The 22745-nt window shown below is 50.1% G+C and carries 18 protein-coding genes and 1 pseudogene; 10 read left to right on the top strand and 9 right to left on the bottom strand.

Annotated elements, in window-relative coordinates:
* Positions 1–143: pseudogene (locus tag VJY99_RS05740) on the top strand (DUF4432 domain-containing protein); the annotation flags it as partial.
* A 128-nt stretch (positions 144–271) separates the two neighbouring features.
* Here the strand turns inward: VJY99_RS05740 and VJY99_RS05735 are convergent.
* The gene (locus VJY99_RS05735; protein WP_324117118.1) at positions 272–1246 is read right to left on the bottom strand and encodes a LacI family DNA-binding transcriptional regulator; all 975 of its coding nucleotides are present in this window, start codon (positions 1244–1246) and stop codon (positions 272–274) included.
* A 296-nt stretch (positions 1247–1542) separates the two neighbouring features.
* Between VJY99_RS05735 and VJY99_RS05730 the strand changes: the two genes are divergently transcribed.
* From VJY99_RS05730 to VJY99_RS05715, 4 genes are all read left to right on the top strand, one after another.
* Positions 1543–1857: a PTS sugar transporter subunit IIB gene (locus VJY99_RS05730; RefSeq protein ID WP_324117117.1), complete on the top strand. Its 315-nt coding sequence runs from the start codon at positions 1543–1545 to the stop codon at positions 1855–1857.
* A 12-nt stretch (positions 1858–1869) separates the two neighbouring features.
* Entirely contained in the window at positions 1870–3195 is a 1326-nt protein-coding gene (locus VJY99_RS05725; RefSeq protein WP_324117116.1) for a PTS sugar transporter subunit IIC, read from the top strand.
* Between the two features lie 31 nt (positions 3196–3226).
* On the top strand, positions 3227–3529 hold the full coding sequence (locus VJY99_RS05720; protein ID WP_147295614.1) for a PTS lactose/cellobiose transporter subunit IIA: 303 nt from the start codon (positions 3227–3229) through the stop codon (positions 3527–3529).
* Between the two features lie 186 nt (positions 3530–3715).
* The gene (locus VJY99_RS05715) at positions 3716–5095 is read left to right on the top strand and encodes a carbohydrate porin (RefSeq protein WP_324117115.1); all 1380 of its coding nucleotides are present in this window, start codon (positions 3716–3718) and stop codon (positions 5093–5095) included.
* 127 nt (positions 5096–5222) lie between these two features.
* On the opposite strand, the gene VJY99_RS05710 is transcribed toward VJY99_RS05715, so the two are convergent.
* Positions 5223–6839: an STY4199 family HEPN domain-containing protein gene (locus VJY99_RS05710; protein ID WP_324117114.1), complete on the bottom strand. Its 1617-nt coding sequence runs from the start codon at positions 6837–6839 to the stop codon at positions 5223–5225.
* Positions 6840–7026: 187 nt separating this feature from the next.
* On the bottom strand, positions 7027–8445 hold the full coding sequence (locus VJY99_RS05705) for a PLP-dependent aminotransferase family protein (protein WP_324117113.1): 1419 nt from the start codon (positions 8443–8445) through the stop codon (positions 7027–7029).
* 176 nt (positions 8446–8621) lie between these two features.
* On the opposite strand from VJY99_RS05705, the gene VJY99_RS05700 reads away from it, so the two are divergent.
* Entirely contained in the window at positions 8622–8795 is a 174-nt protein-coding gene (locus tag VJY99_RS05700; protein WP_324117112.1) for a DUF1127 domain-containing protein, read from the top strand.
* Positions 8796–8843: 48 nt separating this feature from the next.
* Here VJY99_RS05700 and VJY99_RS05695 read toward each other — a convergent pair whose 3' ends face one another.
* Positions 8844–9602: an SDR family NAD(P)-dependent oxidoreductase gene (locus VJY99_RS05695; protein ID WP_324117111.1), complete on the bottom strand. Its 759-nt coding sequence runs from the start codon at positions 9600–9602 to the stop codon at positions 8844–8846.
* A 119-nt stretch (positions 9603–9721) separates the two neighbouring features.
* Here VJY99_RS05695 and VJY99_RS05690 point away from each other — a divergent pair, with 119 nt between their 5' ends.
* The 3 genes from VJY99_RS05690 (at position 9722) to VJY99_RS05680 (ending at position 13312) form a co-directional block, all read left to right on the top strand.
* On the top strand, positions 9722–10621 hold the full coding sequence (locus VJY99_RS05690; protein WP_324117110.1) for a LysR family transcriptional regulator: 900 nt from the start codon (positions 9722–9724) through the stop codon (positions 10619–10621).
* 91 nt (positions 10622–10712) lie between these two features.
* Positions 10713–11723 (top strand): inner membrane protein YhjD, encoded by a 1011-nt coding sequence (gene yhjD / locus VJY99_RS05685; protein WP_324117109.1) that lies wholly within the window; start codon positions 10713–10715, stop codon positions 11721–11723.
* A gap of 263 nt (positions 11724–11986) precedes the next feature.
* Positions 11987–13312, top strand: a complete 1326-nt coding sequence (locus VJY99_RS05680) for an MFS transporter (RefSeq protein ID WP_324117108.1) — start codon at positions 11987–11989, stop codon at positions 13310–13312.
* Positions 13313–13360: 48 nt separating this feature from the next.
* On the opposite strand, the gene VJY99_RS05675 is transcribed toward VJY99_RS05680, so the two are convergent.
* Both VJY99_RS05675 and pdeH read right to left on the bottom strand, forming a co-directional pair.
* Positions 13361–15427, bottom strand: coding sequence for an AsmA family protein (locus tag VJY99_RS05675; RefSeq protein ID WP_324117107.1), 2067 nt, complete (start codon positions 15425–15427; stop codon positions 13361–13363).
* Positions 15428–15492: 65 nt separating this feature from the next.
* Positions 15493–16266, bottom strand: a complete 774-nt coding sequence (gene pdeH / locus VJY99_RS05670) for a cyclic-guanylate-specific phosphodiesterase (RefSeq protein WP_324117119.1) — start codon at positions 16264–16266, stop codon at positions 15493–15495.
* Between the two features lie 232 nt (positions 16267–16498).
* On the opposite strand from pdeH, the gene VJY99_RS05665 reads away from it, so the two are divergent.
* Entirely contained in the window at positions 16499–17431 is a 933-nt protein-coding gene (locus VJY99_RS05665; protein ID WP_324117106.1) for a sugar kinase, read from the top strand.
* A gap of 56 nt (positions 17432–17487) precedes the next feature.
* Here VJY99_RS05665 and VJY99_RS05660 read toward each other — a convergent pair whose 3' ends face one another.
* The 3 genes from VJY99_RS05660 to hmsP all read right to left on the bottom strand — a co-directional run bounded on the left by VJY99_RS05660 (position 17488) and on the right by hmsP (position 22643).
* Entirely contained in the window at positions 17488–18972 is a 1485-nt protein-coding gene (locus VJY99_RS05660) for a pitrilysin family protein (protein ID WP_324117105.1), read from the bottom strand.
* A 214-nt stretch (positions 18973–19186) separates the two neighbouring features.
* Positions 19187–20473, bottom strand: coding sequence for a dicarboxylate/amino acid:cation symporter (locus tag VJY99_RS05655; RefSeq protein ID WP_324117104.1), 1287 nt, complete (start codon positions 20471–20473; stop codon positions 19187–19189).
* A gap of 175 nt (positions 20474–20648) precedes the next feature.
* Entirely contained in the window at positions 20649–22643 is a 1995-nt protein-coding gene (gene hmsP, locus VJY99_RS05650; RefSeq protein ID WP_324117103.1) for a biofilm formation regulator HmsP, read from the bottom strand.
* Positions 22644–22745: the final 102 nt, after the last annotated feature.

Here is a 22745-nt window from a genome sequence, read left to right as displayed (position 1 = left end):
AGCCAGGAGCCAGCACTCAGTTTGATCTGACCTATACCTTACTGCACAGCAAAGAGCAGGTTGCCGATATTGAGAAGAAGATTGCGAGTATTCAAGGTGATACCAAAATCGATGAAAACGCAGCGCCGATAGCGAAGGAGTAAATCAGCAGATTAAAATAGGCGCATAATGCCCTGGAGGGTGGGTTGGCGAAGCCACACAATAAACCTGAAGTTTTATCATACTGAATATTCAAAAAGCCTGGCGTCTGAGGATACCGGGCTTTTTAGTTTCACAGCTTATGAGAAGATGACTGACGGTCTACTCTATCAGGAATAATCAGATCCCCACGCAGCACGTTTGAACCCAGCGTACTTTTGGTTTTCTCAGTTAAACCCGCAACAATTTTTGCCGCCATCGCATCCATTGAATATTCAATTGCCGGAATGGGAGGGATCCCCGGAAGATGCAGCGATCCGGCGAGGCTAAACACCATAATGTCTTTCGGCACGGATTTATTAAACGCCTGCAATTGCGCAATGATGCGCTGCGCTTCTTGCTCATCGGCCACAAGTAACGCGTTGAAATTCAGCGTAGTACTGTTATTGAGTAACACTTGCAGCGCAACGGATGAAGACGTTGAGTCCATAAAAACCAGGTTGCGGTTAAACGGCAGGAAATTGTTTTCCAGTGCGCGTTTGTAACCCAGCAGGATTGGGTCAACGGAGCCGCAAGAGTCCGGGTTGATAACAGCAATCTGCCTTCTTCCTTGTTTTATCAGATAATTACAGGCAGTTTCAGCGGCGAAAGCGTGATCAAACTGAATGCTGTTGCTGTAATCGACATCCACGCAATCGACCAGAACCACATTATCCTGGGTGATATTGAGTGGAAAACGCGCGCCGATAATCAGCACGTCATCGCACAGGCCGCAGGTCAACTCCTCAAGCGCATGCAAAACTTCTGTTTTGCTATTGGCAAAACGCAGCAACAAATGTTTTTGATGCTGGCTAAGGTGTTTCTCCAGCGCATACAAGTAACCCGTGGTTTGGTTAATATTGTCCTGCGCACAAATCACGCCGATGCAGCCTGTTGACTGGCTGAGTAAAGATTGCGCGATAACATTTGGCCGGTAGTGCAACTCTTCCACCGCTTTGAGCACCGCCAGACGGCTCGCCTCTTTCACTCCACGAGACCCACTCAATACTCGTGATACTGTGGCTTTAGAAACCCCAGCCAAACGCGATACATCATTGATTGTAGACATAATTTCCCTTTATCAGGCCTGATTCGCGCCTGTCTGTCTTACCGAATACAGTCCCGGATCCCACTCTAACCAAGCTCAGTATAGTCGTTTCGCTTTTCCATGGAAACCGATTTCCTCATGATGTCCAAACGATCCATTTACCCGACAATTTTGTGATGTTGATCCAATAAGCAAAGCCTATAACCGCGGGATATTGATGAGTGTCACAGATCTGTTGGCTGCAGATGGAAAACGGTTTCCATAAAGTATCAAATCATTTCCGCAATACTTTATTTACATTTGAAGGATGAGTTTTAATGGTCAAGATCATGTTGTGTTGTTCTGCCGGAATGTCCACCAGCCTGCTTGTCAGAAAGATGCTGACCGTTGCCGAAGAACGAGGAATGCCAGTCGAAATAGAAGCTTACGGTGTGGCTGAATTCGATGTGCAGTTCCCACGCTACCAGGTGGTGCTGCTCGGGCCGCAAGTGAAATATATGTTAAGTACGCTCTCAGAAAAAACCGCCTCACACGGCATCCCCGTTCAGGCCATCGACATGATGGATTACGGCATGCAACGTGGCGATAAGGTGTTGGATTATGCTCTGTCGCTTATCGAAGCGGCTCACTAAAAGGGTATTCATATGAGTTCGCTATATCAATCAATGGTGACGGTGATCGAGCAATCAATCACTCCGCTGGCGGGTCGTCTGGGGCAACAAAAATACGTAATCGCTATTCGTGATGGGTTCACCGCTGCCCTGCCGTTCATGATTATCGGTTCCTTTATGCTGGTCTTTATTTTCCCGCCGTTCTCCGCGGATACCACCATGGGTTTTGCCCGCGCGTGGCTCGATTTTTCGCAGACCTGGCGTGAACAACTGATGCTACCGTTTAACCTGAGCATGGGCGTGATGACGTTCTTCATCTCGGTTGGGATTGGTGCAAGTCTTGGGCGGCAGTTTAATCTCGACCCGGTGATGTCCGGTTTGCTGGCCTTTATGGCGTTTTTGCTGGTTGCAGCACCGTATGCCGATGGCAAAATTTCCACTCAGTACCTGTCAGGGCAAGGCATTTTCACCGCGCTGATTACCTCTATTTACTCCACGCGTATTTATGCGTGGCTCAAAGAGCACAAAGTGACTATCCGCCTTCCGAAAGAGGTGCCGACAGGCGTTGCGCGTTCATTTGAGATTCTGATTCCTGTCGTCGTTATTATCGGCACGCTGCATCCGCTGAATATATTCATCGAAGCACAAACCGGCATGATTATGCCGCAAGCGATTATGCACTTGCTGGCGCCGCTGGTTTCCGCATCCGACTCCTTGCCTGCGATTTTGCTGTCTGTGTTGTTGTGTCAGATTTTCTGGTTCTCTGGTATCCACGGCTCGCTGATTGTTACTGGGATTATGAGTCCATTCTGGATGACAAACCTTGCAGCAAACCAGACTGCTCTTGCCGCTGGCGCAGCCTTACCACACATTTATCTGCAAGGTTTCTGGGACCACTATTTATTGATTGGCGGCGTAGGCTCCACTCTGCCGTTAGCCTTCTTATTACTGCGCAGTAAAGCCACCCACTTACGCACCATCGGTAAAATGGGCATCGTTCCAAGTTTCTTTAATATCAACGAACCTATCTTGTTCGGCGCACCGATTATCATGAACCCGTTGTTGTTCATTCCGTTTATTTGCGTGCCGATGGTGAACGCTGTTCTGGCTTATACCGCCACTAAACTGGGTTGGCTGGCACAAGTGGTTTCCCTGACTCCATGGACTACACCGGCTCCAATTGGCGCTTCGTGGGCAACAAACTGGGCCTTTAGCCCGGTGGTGATGTGCCTGATTTGCATGCTGGTTTCCACCTTAATTTATCTGCCATTCCTGCGTGCTTACGAGCGTTCATTGCAGAAAACAGCCGTAGAAAATGAAACTCGTTCACCTTTGACAGAAACAGCTATCAGTAATTAATAATCGCCATCGAATCACTCTGGAAAAAATGATGATTGAATTAGAAGAAGCAGTAATGGAAATTATTATGAATGCCGGGCAATCACGCAGCCTTTGTTTTGAAGCATTGCACTCTGCACGCCAGGGCAATATTGAAGAAGCCAAACTTCTCTTGCTGGAAGCAGATGGTTACGCGCGTGAAGCCCATAAAATGCAAACCAAATTAATTGAGCAGGATGCGGGTGAAGCTAAACAACCAATGACATTAATTATGGTGCATGCTCAGGACCATTTAATGACATCCATGTTAGCCCGAGAACTCTCCAACGAAATTATTCATCTTTATCAACGCTAAGTATTACGTAAAACAAAAACATTTAACCTCTGGCTGGGAGAGATAATTACGTAAATCATTTTAATTAAGTCCAATCCGATGAAAGTATAAAAAAGATAAATATGTTTTGGCTATAGCGTCTTTTCTCTATTAAGCCTGAGCAGGATATTTATTGTCTGAAAAATAAATTACTAAATTGAGATTATAATGAAAATAATTAAAAAGCTTCCATTAACAATGGCGGTTATCGCCGCGCTGTGCCCAATTTCTGTACTCGCACAAGAACCAATGTCTCAGGAACAGATCGATCAAATCGTGGCTAAGGCCGTCGATAAAGCACTGGCAGACCGTGAGGCCAAAATGGATGCCGCGCGGATTCAAAAAACCGATACCCTGGTGACACCACAAGTCCCAACCACGCCGGACTTGTCGATTCCGTTGGGGCTTAAATTTACCGGTTATGCGCGTTACGGCGCTCATTACCAGGCTGGCGACCAAAAATATATTGGCGTTGATGGTTCCTATAATGGTTCTTCCGCCATTGGCCGTTTAGGTAACGAAGGCAACGGTGGTGAATTCCAGCTGACCAAAGCCTTTAAAAGCGAATCAGGCGCTATATGGGATGTGGGCGTGATGATCGACCACTGGGGTGATGAAGTTAACCTGAAAAAAGCGTATGCAGGCGTCACCCATCTTTTTGAAGCACAGCCAAATGCGTATTTCTGGGCCGGTCGTGACTTCCATCAGCGCCCGCAACAAGGCATCAACGACTACTTCTGGATGAACCACGATGGGCAAGGCGCAGGGGTGAAAAACTTCGATCTCGGCTTCGCTCAACTGGACCTGGCTGCTGTGGCTTCGGTTGAGCAGTGCGATTCAGAAATAATTGAGGACGGCGATAACCCGTCGCGCATCTCTTGTACCGGCGGTTCCGGCACAGGCGACAAAGGCAACTACGCAGCAACATCAAAACTGCACGACATTAAATTGGGTCCGATCGATTTCGAGTTGTATGCCAACTATGGCTTTGACTCCAAAGCGATTGATAGCGACGAACGCTCCAATGCCTGGCAGGCCGGCATGGTGTTTAGTCACGCAGGTGAAAACAGCCTGAACAAAATTATTGCCCGTTATTCTGACCACTCAGATAACAGCGTTTATAACAAAACCAATGGCCTACACACGGTGTACACCAGCTTTGAGGGGAACTATAAGTTCACTCAGCAAGCACAGGTGGAATATCTGTTGGCCTTCCATGATTACGATAACGACGAGCAAACGCAGGATAACCGCCGCAACTACGGCGCCATTGTTCGCCCGATGTACTTCTGGAACGACATACATTCAACGTGGCTTGAGGCGGGTTATCAGCATGTCGATTTCGAGAATGATGGCGATAACAAAGGCTGGAAACTGACGCTGTCGCAGAACATTGCTATCGCAATGGGGCCTGAGTTCCGACCGATGCTGCGCTTCTACGTGAGCGGCGGCGAAGTGGAAAACAACCACACTACGCGTGTCGCAGGCCAGGATAATACCCAGCTTGAGTCGTTTAATGTTGGCGCGATGTGGGAAGCCTGGTGGTAAGTTCTCGGGGAATGACCCGCATGCTGCCTTGATGCCGCTCGAATTATTTGGGATAGAAAATATCTTTTAAGCTTGTAGGGTGGATAAGCGTTAGCGCCATCCACCCTACGAAAGAGCTGACAAGTTCCTACCGCATCGCGTCATAAATCGCTTTCTGAATCTCCACTGCACGTTTTACATCGGTTTTCGCGGGTTCGGAATGGCGTTGCTGTTGCGCCTGAAGCCGTAGTTTTGCGCGCTCTAAATCTTCTTTCTGCGATTGGATAGCCTCTGGTGTGCTGCAAAAAGTCTCCAGGAATTGTTTGCGTAGAGACGTGAGACTTTGCCCGTCGTTCATCGCCTGACTGATGGTTCTGACCATGCGCCGACACGGTCGCTCTTCATCCATTTGTGAGCGGTGTTGCAGCAACGAAGTGAGTGCGTCGCGGTAATCTCCCGCCAGTGCAGATTCGGTGTAATACACTTTCCAGTTCATACCGCCCTGCATAAACAGACGCACCACGGTGGAATCGCCACGCTCAATGGCCGAACGCAGATTCCCTTCGTCCCAGGTGATTCCGATATTCGCCAGTTTTTGACGCGCACTTTCGTTTTGCGAGAGGGACTCAATCAGCGTCACTTTAGCAGGCCCACTTTTCGCCACCGCGGGCTGATTAGTGATATCACTCAGAAAATACAGGGTGCAAAGGGTGGCGCTAACCAGCGCGACCCCCACCAGGGACCACATCAGCACGCGGAACGTTTCGCCGTTGTCCTGTTTTCTTTTGGTATGATGCAAGTTCGGATGATCAATGGCGTCACGCACTTCATCCTTATCACGCCCCATTTCACGATATTTTTTCTGTGCGAGCTCAATAAATGCTTGTACCTGAGCGTCATCAGCAGCCATTAATGCTGTCGGATTGACTGTGATTCGCCCTTCATTATAGGCGTGCTGAATAGCCGCACTGCTTTCCTGATAATAGCTATCCAACAAAGCGAATTGCACAGAGGTGAGTGGCGGTTGTTGAATGAGGTCATTGCGTATTTCACGCACGTCGTCGAGGAAGGTTTGTAGCGTTTTGCGTTGTTCTATAAATAGGTCCAGCTGCGGCGAATGAGAGAATATTTCGGCATAGTGGTTCGCAAACTCCTTTTTATCGACCACCATTAACGCTAATTCGCTAAATTGCATGCCGCTTAACACATCACCCTGTTCGCCATGCTTTAGCCAACGGCGCACACAGTCGGCACCAAACTCTTTTTTCAGTTTATTAACCAGCTGCGACTGGTTGGGATAACTTTTATTAATCATCCCCTTCAGTATTAATTCCAGCGCCCGCATTTGGCGTAACGCCTTGTGCTTCTGCGCGTCGCTGTTGGTTTCAATATCGGTCGAATAACCCAGCAGTGGTTGCCGTAAGCGCACCAATTCGAGATAACTCACAAAACGCAGTGAGGAAATAAGCTGGTTATGGCTGATATCCTGGCCACTTTCATATTGCGGCACCAGTTGTTGTAAATGGCGCAGCAGCAGAGTGAAATGCGAAAGCTCGGCATCAGTGAGATTTAACCGCTTTGCGACTGCCATCCAGCTGCCGAACGCCTGGCGAGCCTGCTCCAGCTGTTGGAAAAACCATTGCGGATCTTTGCCTTCTGCGGGTGTGATGTTGAGCAGTGGCAGGATTTGCAATGACGCCTGGCGGCAAACACTCAGGCAAGTTTCAAACTTATCCCGCATCAGCATCTGTGCAGTGCTGGTCATGATTATCCTTTTTTTGGGTACGAAGCCACATTAGAAAAGCGCAGTAACATAACAGACTAACGCATAAGTGGTCTGTTCAATGGCGATAAAAGAGACAGGAAACTATGCGTTTATTGCTCAATAACAACATCTTGCGGGGAGGCTCACGCGAGCGTGCAGCCTGAATCAGTGCCGCCATCCGATAAACTTAAGCATTCTCTAACGCCTGATTTAATGCCTCACCCGTTTTACGCAATGCGGCTTCGGTTGCGGCAACATACGGCGATGCGTAATTCAGACGCAGGCAGTTGCGATACTTCCCTGACGCTGAAAGCAACGAGCCCACGGCAATATGAATATGCTCTTCACGCAGTGCACAGCAAATCGGCACGATGTCGATATTTTCCGGCAGCTCAACCCACATCATAAAGCCACCCTGAGGGCGACTGACGCAGATACCACACGGGAAATAGTGCCGCACGAGGCAGGTAAAATCTTCGAGATTCCGCTGGTAAAGTTGGCGCATCCGGCGCAGATGGCGATGGTAGTTTCCATTACGAATAAACTCCGCCACCGCGTGTTGTGAGAAGGTCGAGGTACTGCCGGTGCCGATATATTTCATGTGCAAAGCGCGGTCAAGATAGCGGCCTGGCACAATCCAACCCACGCGCAAACCTGGCGCCAGCGTTTTAGAAAAAGAGCTACACAGCAGTACCCGGCCATCAACATCCATCGATTTGATGGTCATCGGGCGAGGATATTCATAGGCCAGTTCGCCGTAAACATCATCCTCGATGATAGCAATATCAAAACGTTGTGCGAGATTCAGCACCGCTTTCTTACGGGCATCCGGCATGATAAACCCGAGTGGGTTATTGCAGTTAGGTACCAGGATCACCGCTTTAATCGGCCACTGTTCCAACGCTAACTCCAGCGCTTCCAGGCTTATACCCGTGACAGAATCCGTCGGTATTTCAACAACTTTAATGCCAAACGCCCGCAGCATCTGCATGGTGCCATGAAACGACGGTGACTCTACCGCCACGATGTCACCCGTCTCACAGACCGCGCGAATGGCAATCGACAAGGCTTCATGGCAACCGGTGGTTATCAGAATATCCTCGGCGGTTGCCACGCAGCCGCTGTCCAGCATCAGGCGGGAGACTTGCTCACGTAGCGAACGCATGCCGTGAATGCTGTCATACCCGAGTAACTCAGGTTGCTGATACTGGGCAATGCGGCTCAGTTCGCGCCATAAGGGTTTGATAGTCGGTTGTGTCACATCCGGCGCACCGCTGCCAAAAGCGACGATATCGCTCTCTTCGCGGGCAACAAGTTGCTCAAGCACCGCGTCCCATTGAGTTATCTCTACAGGCCGCTGAACCGGGCGGGTCAGTTGCGGCACAGGCGGTTGCGCTTTGCGTTGCGTGACGAAATATCCGGACCGTGGCTGTGGTGAAATAAGCTGTTTATCTTCAAGCAGATGATAAGCCTGCTGTACGGTGCTAATACTCACGCCATGCTCACTACTGAGGCTGCGCACCGAAGGCAAGCGCTCACCACTGCGATACAACCCTTGTTCTATGCGTTCAGCCAGCAAAGTGGCGAGATGTTGGTAGCGCGTCATGCTGTATCCTCTTAATCAACCATACAGATACAAAAACCAGTACAGAATGATGACATATTTGCCATTCAGTTCATGTTTTAGCGCTTCTGTATGTTAAATAAAAGTAATATTTGAATCTGTCGACTATCTGTATGACGGCGCATGATGAACCTCGAACTGACTAGAGGAGCAACATCATGGGCTTTGAAGAAAACCGTCCTCACAAACCGTTTTATGGCTTTGTGATTATCTACCGCTATTTCCGACAACGCTGGTTACAACACCAGACGGCACGCGCACTCCAGAGACTAAGTAAGGAACAATTACGCGATATTGGGCTGACTACGGATGATTTATCACGCTGGAAATAACCTTACCTAACGGCGCAATTTTCTGGCGCCGTTATTTTTTTGCTGAACTTACAAGAACATTCCGCCTGAAACTTCAATACGCTGCGCATTCATCCAACCGCTTTCATCGCTAAGCAGAACCGCAATCGCATTGCCGATATCATCAGGTTGCCCAACACGCCCCAGTGCGGTTTGTGCGGCGATAGCGCTTGCCATCTGTTCATTATCACGCACCACACCGCCGCCAAAGTCTGTCGCAATCGCGCCCGGCGCAATGATATTGACCGAGATCCCACGCGCCCCCAGTTCTTTTGCCTGGTAGCGTGTCAGCACTTCCATCGCCCCTTTCATCGCGGCATAAGCTGCTTTTCCAGGCAAAGCGAAACGCGTCAGGCCAGTCGACACATTCAGAATACGCCCGCCGTTTTTAATCAGTGGCAGCAAGTGCTGGGTCAGGAAGAAAGGCCCCTTCAAATGGATGTTCATTAATTCATCAAACTGCGCCTCTGTTGTTTTTTCGAACAGCGCATCGAGGCCGATACCGGCATTGTTTAATAAATAATCAAACGAGTCGCGTTGCCACACGTCATGCAGTTGTTGCTTCACTTCTGCGGCAAAGGCCGCGAAGGTTGCGCTATCGGCGACATTCAATTGAATTGCCACCGCTTTCACGCCTGTTAGCTGAATTTCGCGTACGACATCCTGCGCTTCCTGCTGCTTGCTGTTGTAGGTCAGAATAATATTCACTCCACGCGCTGCCAGCTTCAGCGCCGCGTTTTTACCTAATCCACGGCTGCCGCCGGTCACTAATGCGATTGTTTTACTCATGATTTGCCCCTTCGTTGACTGTTCGGTGATTGAGGTAAAGCTTATTAGCTGCTACAAAATCAATAAAGAGTGCAAACTGAGCATCACTGTTTCGCAGCCAACAACAATGCGGAGAAAAAGTGGATAAAATACATGCAATGCAGCTATTCATTAGAGTGGCTGAACTGGAGAGTTTTTCTCGTGCAGCGGACACTCTGGGCCTTCCTAAAGGTAGCGTATCGCGCCAGATCCAGGTGCTGGAAGGCATGCTGGGAACAAGGTTATTGCATCGCACGACACGACGCGTGCAATTGACGCAAGACGGTATGGTTTATTACGAACGCTGTCGTGATCTCTTAGCCAATCTTGACGAACTGGACGGGCTTTTTTTGCACGACCCAAGCAGCGTCAGTGGGCGTTTGCGTGTAGATATGCCGGTTGGTGTGGCCAAAAATCTGGTGATCCCCAAACTCCCTGCCTTCTTGCAGCAGTACCCTGGCATTGAGCTGGAATTAAGCAGCAGCGATCGCTTGGTGGATGTGGTGCGCGAAGGGTTTGATTGCGTGGTGCGCGTTGGGCAACTTAAAGACTCTGGACTGGTGGCGCGTCCATTAGGGAAACTCACCTTAATTAACTGCGCCAGCCCCGATTATCTGACTCGTTTTGGCTATCCGGAAAACCTTGACGATCTGGCTTCTCACGCCGTGGTGCATTACGCGCTCAATCTCGGTAGCCGCCCGCAAGGGTTTGAAGTTTGGCTCGATAAAAGTAGCCGCTGGATAAAAACCGGTGGCGTTATCACCGTAAACAGTACCGAAACCTATCAAGCGGCATGCCTTGCTGGACTGGGGATTATTCAGGTGCCGCGCATCGGCGTTAAAGACCTGCTAAAGAGTAAAAAACTGGTGGAGATCCTGCCGCAATACCGCGCCGAACCGATGCCTGTTTCGCTGCTTTATCCGCATCGCCGTAACCTCTCCCGCCGCGTCCATTTGTTTATGGAATGGCTGACCGGATTGGTGAAAGGGTATGTCGATTAACATCCAGGCTATAATTTCTTTAAGATCCATCCTGCCATACCCTAAATAATTCAAATATATGACGGGTGTAAACATAAGGAGAAATCACCTGATGACAGTGCCGGATAGCCATGAACAACGCCCTACCGAAACGCCCGACGACAAACCGATTATCAAAATCAAAACCAGTAATCAGACGGTCAATAACACCATCGACACGGTGAACAGCACTGTCGGGCGTATTGAACGTAATCCTGTCGTTGCGCACCTGATACGCGCAGCCGAACGGTTTAATGACCGTCTTGGTAATCAGTTTGGCGCGGCAATCACCTATTTTTCGTTTCTGTCGCTCATCCCCATTCTGATGGTGGCGTTTGCCACCGCAGGTTACATCCTCGCGTCGCACCCTGCGTTACTTGAGGGTATCTTCGAAAAAATCCTCGTGAAAGTGAGCGAGCCAACGCTTGCCGCTACGCTGAAAAGCACCATTAATACAGCGGTGCAACAGCGCACCACAGTTGGCCTGGTGGGTCTGTTGGTTGCACTCTATTCCGGTATTAACTGGATGGGAAACTTGCGCGAAGCGGTGCGTGCTCAGTCGCGGGATAAGTGGGAGCGCACGGCGCAGGACCAGGAAAAGTTCTGGACAAAGTATCTGCGTGATTTGGTGTCACTGACTGGCTTGATAGTGGCGCTGGTTGTGACGTTATCTATCACTTCTGTTGCCGGTTCCGCCCAATCATTACTGATAAGTCTGTTGCATCTGGACGGTATCGAATGGTTAAAACCAGTCTGGCATCTGGTCGGGTTAACTATCTCTATTTTTGCTAACTTCCTGCTGTTCTTCTGGATTTTCTGGCGTCTGCCGCGCCATCGCCCGCGTAAAAAAGCGCTTATTCGCGGAACATTCATTGCAGCGGTTGGTTTTGAAGTTATCAAAATCATCATGACCTACAGTTTACCCGCACTGATAAAGTCACCTTCTGGTGCGGCGTTTGGTTCTGTTCTGGGTTTGATGGCATTTTTCTATTTCTTCGCCCGCCTGACGCTGTTTTGTGCCGCGTGGATTGCCACCGCCGAATACAAAGATGATCCGCGGATGCCGGGTAAAACGCACAGTTGATGGGTGGGGTGCCCCCGACAAAACCATCCACCAACAATCCATTCAGCACATAAAACCAACCTGTAACTTTTCTTTAACCTAAAAGCAGTTTTATTAACTTATTTATTAAGAATAAGAAGCATGACAGGGATGTTTATGTTCTGGACTAAAAATTATCCTCTTAATGCTTATTTATCACACAGCCTGGGCCACAGACGTGCGTTGAAATGCGCCTTTTGCTATGCGTAATATGGCCTTTCGTTCGATACAAATAAGAAAAAAATATGCAAGCCACCATCGCTACTCCAGCTAATACCGAAACTGACGACACGCCCGTCAACTCACGCAGAAAAGTTGTCGTTGCCTCGCTTGTCGGCACCGCCATCGAATTTTTCGATTTCTATATTTACGCCACAGCGGCCGTGATTGTTTTCCCGCATATCTTCTTCCCGCAAGGTGACCCAACAGCGGCAACACTCCAGTCGCTGGCCACGTTCGCCATTGCCTTTGTGGCACGCCCAATTGGTTCCGCACTGTTTGGCCATTTTGGTGATCGCGTCGGTCGCAAAGTGACACTGGTGGCATCACTTCTGACGATGGGTGTTTCAACGGTGTTGATTGGCCTGTTGCCAGGCTACGAAACCATCGGCGTATTAGCGCCTATGCTGCTGGCATTGGCTCGCTTCGGGCAGGGCCTGGGTCTGGGTGGTGAGTGGGGCGGTGCTGCATTGCTGGCGACCGAGAATGCGCCACCACGCAAACGTGCGTTGTACGGTTCATTCCCACAATTGGGTGCGCCAATTGGCTTCTTCTTTGCTAACGGCACCTTCTTGCTGCTTTCATGGCTGCTGACTGACGAGCAGTTTATGAGTTGGGGCTGGCGCGTACCGTTTATTCTTTCCGCTGTTCTGGTCATCATCGGTCTGTATGTGCGTGTTTCGCTGCATGAAACCCCAGTATTTGCCAAAATTGCCAAAGCGGGAAAACAGGTAAAAATACCGCTCGGTACGCTGCTGACCAAGCATCTTAAAGCGACCATCATCGGCACGTTTATCATGCTGGCAACTTACACGCTATTTTACATCATGACGGTCTATTCAATGACCTACAGCACCGCCAAAGTGCCGGTGGGTCTGGGCTTCTCCCGCAACGATGTGTTGTGGATGCTGATGATGGCGGTGATTGGTTTTGGCGTGATGGTGCCAATTGCGGGTTATCTGGCTGATAAGTTTGGCCGCCGTAAATGCATGATTGTTATCACCAGTATGATGATTGTGTTTGCTTTAGTCGTATTCCAGCCGATGCTGGGTTCGGGTAACCCGACGCTGGTGATGTTGTTCTTGCTGATTGGCCTGAGTCTGATGGGTTTAACCTTCGGCCCAATGGGCGCGTTGCTACCAGAGATGTTCCCAACGGAAGTGCGTTATACCGGTGCGTCATTCTCCTATAACGTGGCATCGATTCTCGGTGCGTCAGTTGCGCCGTATATCGCGACCTGGTTGCAGGCGAATTACGGTCTGTTCTACGTTGGTTTGTATCTAGCGGCGATGTCAGCGATTACGCTGACTGCGTTGCTGATTTCTAAAGAGACACGCGATTTGTCGCTTTAGAACGGTGAAAAGGGTGGATTAGCGTAAGCGACATCCACCCTTTTTAATTCACTTCTTCATTTGCCCCAGAATTCTGCTGCACTGGTTACTATTTCCTTCAGAAGGTGAAATCAGCGCCAGCAGTGCAGCAGCCGGTGTCACAAGCGTAGCCAGTGCGGCAGCAACCGCACCACGGGCAATCAACGGGCCTGGTTTCACGCCAGCATCCGGGTATTTAAACGTGCCGCGCACGTAAAGTGGCGAGCGTAGTGTAAGAATGCGAACCCCTTTGCTTTCAGGAGAGATGGTCAAATCGAGCCGCTCGCTGGAAAAGTTGGTGGTGCCGGTGACATTAATCAGCGCATTTTCCGTATCAAAGGCAAAAATACGCGGCGATGCTACGCCATCGCGTAAATCCAGATTCGCAGCCGCGCAGTTTATCCGCACTTCCTCATCACCAAAAATTTGCCCCATGATGTAGTTACCCACGTTCAGGCCGACGATTTCCATCAGGTTGCGGCTGATTAACCCATCGTGCATCAGCAGTTTCAGATTGCCATCACTGCTCCCCAACAATTCGGCGATGGAGTTTCCCCGGCCACGCAACTCCGCATCACCGTTGAGTTCACCGAGTGTTTTCTGCATCGATTCCACTTTCGGCATCAGCTGTTTAAGCTGCAAACGTCGCGCCTGAATTTCCGCCTGTCCTTGTATCAGTTTCTTATTCCCTTGCAGATGGATATTGGCGCTGATGGTGCCACCCGCCATGCCAAACTTAAGCGGCTGGAGGCGTAAGTCGGCATTGTTAAGTATCACATGCGTAGTGAGATTGCTGAGCGGCAGCGTCCCGCTGTGTTCTATATGGCCACCTTTAAAACGCACATCGGCATCCATCACATCCCATTTGTCCGTTTCGAAACGGTCGTATGGCAGAACTTTGCCGCTCGGCTGGACAGTTTTCTCGCCTTTCGCTTGCTCGGCCTGTTTGCCTTGCTGCGCACCTTTGCCGGAATCCACGCCAATTAACGGACCTAAATCAGCCAGACGTAGCTGTTTAGACTCCAGTTCTCCTTCCAGTTTCGGGCGCGGTTTACCTTGAGAAAACGTCAGCGAACCATGAATATCGCTTTCGCCGATACGCCCGTTAAAGCCCTGATAGCGGAAGACAGACCCTTTTTCCGTATCGATTTTTGCCAGTAAATGTCCGTCAGTTTCAAAGGGTGGGGTATCGGGTAATAACACGCCGGTCAGATCGTAGAGATTACCCAACGAATCACCGGAGAATTTCAGCTGCAGATCCACACCCCCCATTTTCATCGGGTCATTGATGGTGCCAATAAACGCCACGCGTGAATGGCCTGAATGCACATCGGCCTGCACCGGGAAGGCGGTTTCACCTTCGCTACGTAGTGCTAACATGCCGCCAATTTTGCCGCTACCTTCAATCGGTGCACCGTTGTAGCGCCCACGGACTTTCAAGCCAAAGACATAATCTCCCGCTTTCGCAGCATCTTTCCCTTTGGGTTTGTCGCCTTTTACTTCGCTAAACGGTAACGGTTTACCGAGTGGATCGACGAAGATTTCCATCTCCGCCTTGGTGAGTTTGTCATTTAGCGCAATCCGGCCTTTATCGAACAGGATATGGTCCACTCTGAATGACCAGGCAGACGGCGTCTGACTCGGATCTTTTGAGGTGTCACCCGCAAAGTTAAACGTCCAGTTATTGTTTTTTTCCGTCAGGCGAATGATTCGCACATCGGGTTGAACGAGCTTTATCCAGGGGATATAAACCGTTTTGGTTACCAGTGCTAGCGGGGCTAACGTGGCATCGACGCGCGGCAGATGCACCATCGTTATTTCAGGAATATCTGGCGGGTTGCCAAGAATAATATCTTCAGCATGAACATGCGGCCAAGGCACCCAACTGCGCCAGCCCGTTTCTTCGTTGTTACGTTCCCATACCACGCCTAAATCGCCACGAATGGTGAAGGGTCTACCCAGCTCAGTCGAGACTTTCTGGTTGATGGTCGGTTTGAGCCGATTCCAGTCAAACGTCGCAATCACAATGATTGCCACCACAACCAACAACAATAAAACCCCGACGACTCCACTGGCGATTTTTCCAGTTTTAGTCATGCCTTCTACCTTCTCCTGATGTGGCTCACTTTAACTAAAGATAGTTTAGCGGAACCAATATGGCATCAGGACAGGCGAGTTAACACACTCTCTAACTGGTCAAATGGGATGGGCCGGGAGAGGAAATAGCCTTGCGCTGCATAGGCTGGGGAGTTTTGGACATCGCGCCATTCATCTTCGGTTTCGACGCCTTCAACGATGACGCCTTTGCAATAGCGATTCATCAATTGCAGCAACATAGTGAATAAATTGCGGCCTTCTTCGCTGTTGCGCAGCATGATGAACAGGTCACGTGCGACTTTGATGTAGTCGTAGCGCATCTCACTTAATGCCGAAAAGTTGGCGACTCCCGTACCGAAATCATCCAACCACAACGGGCCAAATTCGCTCATATCCGCAAGCGTCACCGCGTGTGGCTGGGTAATGTGTTCAACCAGTTCAAAGCGCACCCACGGCATTTTGTTTATCAGTGCCAGAATCGGCTGATGATCTTTCATTGCCACAAGCGTCGGGCCTTCGACATTCACAGACGCCAGGATGCCATAGCCAAGGAAGATGGATTCCCATTCATGCAACAAGTTGAGTTGTTCTTCGATGACCATCAATCGCGTACGGCTTGGGACCGCTAAAAAGTATTGGTCGGGCGGAATACGAACTTCCGGCTCATCTGGGTGCATGACCACTGTCAGCAGTTCTATCGCCATTAAACGACCATCGATTTTATAAATTGGCTGGAAGGTGTAACGCCGCTGACACTGCAACCAGAAACGCCGCTTTTGCAAACTTTCGACACTCGCTTCACGCGTATTAAGCCGGTGAGTGATCTGCTTAAACTTCATCATGTGGGTCCTGTTTAACTTCATAACTCGGATGGCTCATCGTCAAGTTATCGGCGTCGCGCATGAGAACTTTATGCTCGCTTTCAGTACAACCGAAATGAAATTGAGTTCCTGCATACTGGCAATAAACTGCCCTAGCTCAAAGTTTTCCAAAACATCGTTTTAAAATGTTTGACTCGTTTTTAACCGACCAGCAAACTAGCAGCAATTTCATTAATTCAGGTCTACTGCTATGCCAACGCGCAAAATCGCCGTTATCGGTGAATGTATGATTGAACTGTCGCAAAAAGGTGCGGAAGTTAGCCGCGGCTTTGGTGGCGATACCCTAAATACTTCTGTTTATATCGCACGCCAGGTCGACGCTGACGCGCTTGAAGTCCACTACGTTACCGCGCTAGGTGAAGATAACTTCAGCCAACAAATGCTAGACGCATGGCAGCAAGAGAATGTGCATACCGAACTGACACAGCGCCTGGAGCACCGTTTACCCGGCCTGTATTACATTGAAACTGACTCAACTGGCGAGCGCACTTTCTACTATTGGCGCAACGAAGCCGCAGCTCGCTTCTGGCTGGAGAGTGAGCAAGCACAAGAAATTTGTGCGCAACTGGCTCAGTTCGATTACCTGTACCTGAGTGGCATCAGCCTGGCTATCCTCAATGCTGCGAGCCGTGAAAAGCTGATGGCGTTGCTGACTCAATGCCGCGCTAACGGTTGCAAGGTTATCTTCGATAACAACTATCGTCCGCGCCTGTGGGCAAGCCGTGAAGAGACCCAACAGGTTTACCAACAAATGCTGGCCTGTACCGACATCGCGTTCCTGACGCTGGATGACGAAGATTTATTGTGGGGCCAGAAGCCGGTTGAAGAAGTGATTCACCGTACTCAAGCTGCAGGTGTGCATGAAGTGGTTATCAAGCGTGGCGCAGACTCTTGCCTGGTGTCGATTCAGGGTGAGCCGATGTTGGAAGTGCCAGCGGTGAAATTACCGAAAGAAAAAGTTATCGACACCACGGCGGCCGGTGACTCTTTCAGCGCAGGTTATCTGGCAGTACGTCTGACGGGCGGAAGTGCTGAAGACGCAGCAAAACGTGGGCATTTGACCGCGAGTACGGTTATTCAGTATCGCGGAGCGATTATCCCTAAAGAAGCAATGCCTTCTTAATATCGCCATCTTATCGCAGTTCAAAAGGCACCTTCCGGTGCCTTTTTGTTTTTCGGTTACTGAGCCTGTGGGGTTTCCGCCCCATCCTGCTTAGGCTCATCCGTTAGCGGCAGTGCTTTAGTCGGCACCATCACCTTATCCCACGTCGCTTGCAGATCCTTCATCTTGAACTCAGGTTCACCTTTGGGTTGCAGCAACACTAAAGCCATTTCTTGCGACAACTGCTGGCGCAAATCCTGATTCAGCGAGCTCAGAGTCAGGCTGTTCAGGAAGTCCCCTCGCAGTTTCTGATACTGTTCTGGTGCGATATCTACCACCTGGTTTTGCAGCGAGCGCATACGCTGGCTGATCAATATATCGGTATCGGTACGAGCGTAAGTAGCAAACAGCTTGGCAAGTTCAGCGTTTTTCTGCGCAATGAGTCCATCAAACTCGTCCTGCGACAGCCCTTTATCACGCACGTTGACCAGCTCTTTGCCCACCTTCGCCAAATTCGTGTTCAGTTTATCGTTTGGTGACTCAAGGTTGATGCCACACTGCGCACGCTGATACAGCACACGGCAATCGAAGCTCAGGTTGAGGTCCTTAATATTCTGCTTGCTGAGTTTCTGCTGCACATGCCAGAACAGCGCCTCGCGGGCAAGGTCAGCACGCCAGTAACGCAGCAACGCTGACGATTCACGAATCGGCTGCCAGGTGTTGTCCCACATCAGTGAGAGCCTGTCCTGACTCACACTGTCGGTCATCAGACTCACGGGAACGCGCTTAAGAGGAGAAAGGGTCGCAACCGGTGCGGGTTTTTCACGCTTGCCTGTCAGTGTGCCAAACGTTTTGTTGATTTGATCGGCAACACTTCGGCTATCGACGTTACCTACCACAATCAACGTCATCGCATCCGGGGTGTACCATTGCTTGTAGAACTCACCCAGTTGTTCGATATCAACCGGCTGCTTGAGATCTTCTGCCGGGTCATGACCCAACAGCGAGGAACCTTGCAAGCGATAGCGCCACCCGTTGTCTTTGGTGTCCGTCGGCCAGGTTGCCACCATATCCTGAGTTTGCAGCGCAACGTTCACCGTTTCCGGTGTGACTGACGTTTTACCGGTGCTTTCGGAAAGATAAACCAGCGCTTCTTTGAGCAAATCACTGCGGTTATTCGGCAGGCTGAGAGTAAACAGTGTGAAGTCATACGAAACAACCGCCAGAGGCAACGGACGCTGCGGGTCCACACTTTGCTGCCATAGTGAGCGTACCTGCAATGGCTGCAAACTACCGTTTTGTGTCAGTGCCAGGCGCGGTAAGAAGTGGCTAAAGCCGCTCTGCTGGGTGGTCTCAGTCAATGAGCCAGTGTTAAGCAACAGACGAATCTCAATACGATCGCTTGGGCGCTGAGGTGTGGCCAGGACTTGCCATTGAAAACCATTGGCCAGCGTATCTTGCTGCCAGGCTGGGTCGGGCTGTAGTACTTCTGCCTGCACATTACTGGCGGCGGCGACCAACAGCAATCCGCCAGCTAAGAGTCGAATTTTGGTGCCCTGCATGTTAACCCCTGGAAAACAATCCTGATTAAAAAGTGTAGTGGCGACAAAAGATTACTAAAAAAACCACCATGGTGATATTTCACCACTTCGTTTGACCGCATCTTCGCGTAAACGTCACTTTTAAAATAAAAAAAACACCAAAAATTTTGGCTCAGGGGTTAATTATGCGCAGTAGCCCACAGCGAGGGCAAGTCGCTGTGGGTAAATGAGGAGTTTAAGAAGAGATTTCGCCTACTTTTTTCTCGGAATTTGGATTATTGAGCGTTTCTACCAGTTGTTTCTCATCCAGTTGTTTCACCCACTTAGCCACGACAACCGTCGCCACACCGTTACCCACCAGATTAGTCAGCGCACGCGCTTCTGACATAAAACGGTCGATACCGAGAATCAACGCCAGACCCGCAACCGGCAAATGCCCCACCGCAGAAATCGTTGCTGCCAGCACGATGAAGCCGCTTCCCGTCACACCCGCCGCCCCTTTAGAGGAGAGCAGCAACACCACCAACAGCGTGATTTGATGGAAGATATCCATATGGGTATTGGTCGCCTGCGCGATGAACACTGCGGCCATGGTGAGATAAATAGAAGTGCCATCGAGGTTAAACGAGTACCCAGTCGGGATAACCAGCCCGACTACCGATTTACGGCAACCGAGTTTTTCCATTTTATCGAGCATTCTTGGCAGCGCGGATTCAGACGAAGACGTACCCAGCACGATCAGCAGTTCTTCTCTGATATAGCGGATAAATTTAAAGATGTTGAAACCCGTCACCCGGGCAATGGAACCCAGCACGACCACGACAAACAAGATACAGGTGATGTAGAAGCAGATAATCAATTGGCCAAGCTGGACCAGCGACCCGAGGCCATATTTACCAATAGTAAAGGCCATGGCACCGAAAGCACCGATTGGCGCGAGGCGCATGATCATGTTGATAATGCCGAAAATGACCTGTGAGAAGCTTTCAATGACGTTGAAAATCAGCTGGCCTTGGTGGCCAAGACGGTGCAGCGCAAACCCAAACAGCACCGCAAACAGCAGCACTTGCAGGATATTCCCACTGGCGAACGCACCAATCACGCTACCCGGAATGACATCCAGTAAGAATGCGACCACGCCTTGCTGTTGTGCCTGTTCGGCATACATTGCCACCGCTTTGGCATCAAGCGTTGCCGGGTCGATGTTCATGCCAACCCCAGGTTGCAACACATTGACCACGATCAGACCAATAATCAGTGCGAGGGTGCTGACAACTTCGAAGTAGAGCAGCGCCACAGCGCCGGTACGGCCCACGGCTTTCATGCTTTCCATGCCCGCAATACCCGTCACTACCGTACAGAAGATAACCGGGGCGATAATCATTTTAATCAGTTTAACGAACGCGTCGCCGAGCGGTTTCATCTGCGCGCCTATTTCCGGGTAAAAATGACCCAGCAGGATACCGATAGCAATCGCCGTGAGGACCTGGAAGTAGAGGCTTTTAAAAAGAGAGAGTTTCATAGCGTGTCCTTGAGAGGTAGAGATTCCGCAGTGCCACAAGAATGGCCATCGGCCTGCGGAACCAAAAATAACACTCACAAAAACACGCAATAGTGATATAGCGCTAATTTGTAGACAAAATTGTTAAATAATTGAGCTGACTCGCGCCAGCCCAATAACATTTGCAACAACTAATTTACTGATCAGCCGGAGATAAGTACTGCGCATCAAACTCTTTAAGGGTCAGAGCCCTGGAGAAAAGATAGCCTTGAGCAAGCGTCACACCTTCTTTCAACAACCAATCGCACTGCGCCTGATTTTCAATGCCTTCCGCTACCAGTTTCAAGCCTAGCGTGTTCGCCATACCGATAATAACCCCGGCCATAGCGTTATCTTCCGGTAGGCCATCCACAAAGCTCTTGTCGAGTTTCAGCGCATCCACAGGCAGCGATTTCAGTTGATGTAAATGACGCAGACTGGCATAACCCATACCAAAGTCATCCAGCGCAATTCGTACCCCAGCTTTGCGTAAAGGGCGCAAAATACTGACTGCTTTTTTCGGATCATCAATGTTATGGCTTTCCGTGACTTCCAGAATTAACATCCCTGGCTGAATGCGGTATCGCGCCATCAATGCCAACAGTGATGAGCCCATTTCTTCGTGCAGTAATTGATGTGCAGAGACATTGACACTGAGCGGCATGGCGATGCCCTGTCTTTGCCAGCCAGCCAGCACACGGCAAGACTCTTCAAGTATCCAGTTGCCAATCGTGAACATCAAACCGCAATCTTCGATACGTTCAATCAAGTCTTCCGGCAATGTCCAACTGCCATCGGGTTGCTGCATTCGCAGTAACACTTCCGCGCTGACCACTTCCTGGGTTTGCAAGTTGACCTGCGGTTGCAGCCAAATCGCGAACTGATGGTTTTCTAACGCCGCCATTAAATCGTGTTCCTGCGTCAAATAGCGTTGTGCAATTTCCATCTGTTCTGGGTCAAAGAATTGAATCTGATTTTTGCCATGGCGACGGGCAGAAAACGCGGCGGACACGGCACGGCGATACAGCTGTTCTGCGGTCAAACCACCGTGATACATCGCAATTCCGATACTGGCTGTCGGCCTGAGGGGAATAGACTGAATGGGCAGTTTTTCGTTGAACACCGCAATAATTTGCTTCGCCAACGCCATCGCATGCCACGCATCCTTAACGCCATGCGCAATAATGCCGAAGTCATTCCCACTGATTTGTGCCAACACCATATTCGGCGGTAGAACACGTTTAATTTTCTCGACCAGCGTCAACAGGAGTATTTCGCGCTGCTCCTCGTTAAGCACCCCGGCGACATCCTGCAACGTCTCGCTGGCAATAACGATCAACGCGTTTTTGTTTTCGCTTGCCGTCAGTTGTTCGAGCAATGCTAGTAACAGCGCCTTGTTTGGCAACTCAGTCAGGGTATTTCGGGTGCTCATCGCGCTCATTTCTTCATGCATGCGCAACGACATTTGTTGGTTACGGTTATAGCTGCGCACCAGCATGCCTATCTCATCATCGTGATGGAGAGGAGGCAGACTGAGTTGATGAGTCACCGCTTCGTGCGGGCTTATGCTATCGAGTTCACGGGCGATTTTACGCAGTGGGTGCACAATCAAACGGTTTATCGACCAGCTAATCGCAACAGACAAAATCAGCGCCAGCAGCAGATAAGTGGTCAGTAAGGTCGAGATCGTACTAATGATGAATTTGTACATCCGCCAGGAATCCGCTTGCAGCACCAGATAGGCCAACGGCTGCGGATTTGCCGGGCGCTCCAGTGAATACAGCGGTAAGGATATTTGAACCGGAAGTTCGAACAGCCGCGCAATCCATACGGGAACCGGGCGTTCAGGGGTGAATCGCTGGCGTAATGCCTGGAATTGGTTCGGCAGTACCACATCCGCCCGGCTGATAATGCCGGAAGGTTGAATTTGACTCAGGATGTACTCAGCCTGGGGGATATCGGCTTTCAGGATAGCTTCAGACAGCGGAAGACGAACCGAATGGGCGATTTTCTCCATCTGGCTTGCTGTGTCGTAGCGGCTTTGCTGCACAAAGTGGAAAAGCTGTACCACAATAAAAATGAAAATAAACAGCAAGGCAACGGCTGACACCATCGCCATTTGTTTAATCGTTAATGAACGACTGACTCGCAAACTTACACTCCGCAATGACTGGTCCCTGATTTCCCCGAGCGACTTCAAGATGCAGGTAGGCGGCAATCGAATAAATCCCGATGGGCTTACTTAAGGTAAGGG

This window comes from Buttiauxella sp. (assembly GCF_035271705.1).
Lineage (GTDB): Bacteria > Pseudomonadota > Gammaproteobacteria > Enterobacterales > Enterobacteriaceae > Buttiauxella.
This window is presented reverse-complemented; position numbering and strand designations above follow the sequence as displayed.

Excerpts from the sequence above, each read along its gene's own strand:
- VJY99_RS05680 (WP_324117108.1), top strand. The coding sequence starts at position 11,987 with ATGCAAGCCACCATCGCTACTCCAGCTAATACCGAAACTGACGACACG.
- pdeH (WP_324117119.1), bottom strand. The coding sequence starts at position 16,266 with ATGAAGTTTAAGCAGATCACTCACCGGCTTAATACGCGTGAAGCGAGT.
- VJY99_RS05715 (WP_324117115.1), top strand. The coding sequence starts at position 3,716 with ATGAAAATAATTAAAAAGCTTCCATTAACAATGGCGGTTATCGCCGCG.
- VJY99_RS05655 (WP_324117104.1), bottom strand. The coding sequence starts at position 20,473 with ATGAAACTCTCTCTTTTTAAAAGCCTCTACTTCCAGGTCCTCACGGCG.
- VJY99_RS05665 (WP_324117106.1), top strand. The coding sequence starts at position 16,499 with ATGCCAACGCGCAAAATCGCCGTTATCGGTGAATGTATGATTGAACTG.
- VJY99_RS05695 (WP_324117111.1), bottom strand. The coding sequence starts at position 9,602 with ATGAGTAAAACAATCGCATTAGTGACCGGCGGCAGCCGTGGATTAGGT.
- VJY99_RS05730 (WP_324117117.1), top strand. The coding sequence starts at position 1,543 with ATGGTCAAGATCATGTTGTGTTGTTCTGCCGGAATGTCCACCAGCCTG.
- VJY99_RS05700 (WP_324117112.1), top strand. The coding sequence starts at position 8,622 with ATGGGCTTTGAAGAAAACCGTCCTCACAAACCGTTTTATGGCTTTGTG.
- VJY99_RS05725 (WP_324117116.1), top strand. The coding sequence starts at position 1,870 with ATGAGTTCGCTATATCAATCAATGGTGACGGTGATCGAGCAATCAATC.
- VJY99_RS05710 (WP_324117114.1), bottom strand. The coding sequence starts at position 6,839 with ATGACCAGCACTGCACAGATGCTGATGCGGGATAAGTTTGAAACTTGC.
- VJY99_RS05735 (WP_324117118.1), bottom strand. The coding sequence starts at position 1,246 with ATGTCTACAATCAATGATGTATCGCGTTTGGCTGGGGTTTCTAAAGCC.
- VJY99_RS05660 (WP_324117105.1), bottom strand. The coding sequence starts at position 18,972 with ATGCAGGGCACCAAAATTCGACTCTTAGCTGGCGGATTGCTGTTGGTC.
- VJY99_RS05720 (WP_147295614.1), top strand. The coding sequence starts at position 3,227 with ATGATTGAATTAGAAGAAGCAGTAATGGAAATTATTATGAATGCCGGG.
- yhjD (WP_324117109.1), top strand. The coding sequence starts at position 10,713 with ATGACAGTGCCGGATAGCCATGAACAACGCCCTACCGAAACGCCCGAC.
- VJY99_RS05675 (WP_324117107.1), bottom strand. The coding sequence starts at position 15,427 with ATGACTAAAACTGGAAAAATCGCCAGTGGAGTCGTCGGGGTTTTATTG.
- VJY99_RS05705 (WP_324117113.1), bottom strand. The coding sequence starts at position 8,445 with ATGACGCGCTACCAACATCTCGCCACTTTGCTGGCTGAACGCATAGAA.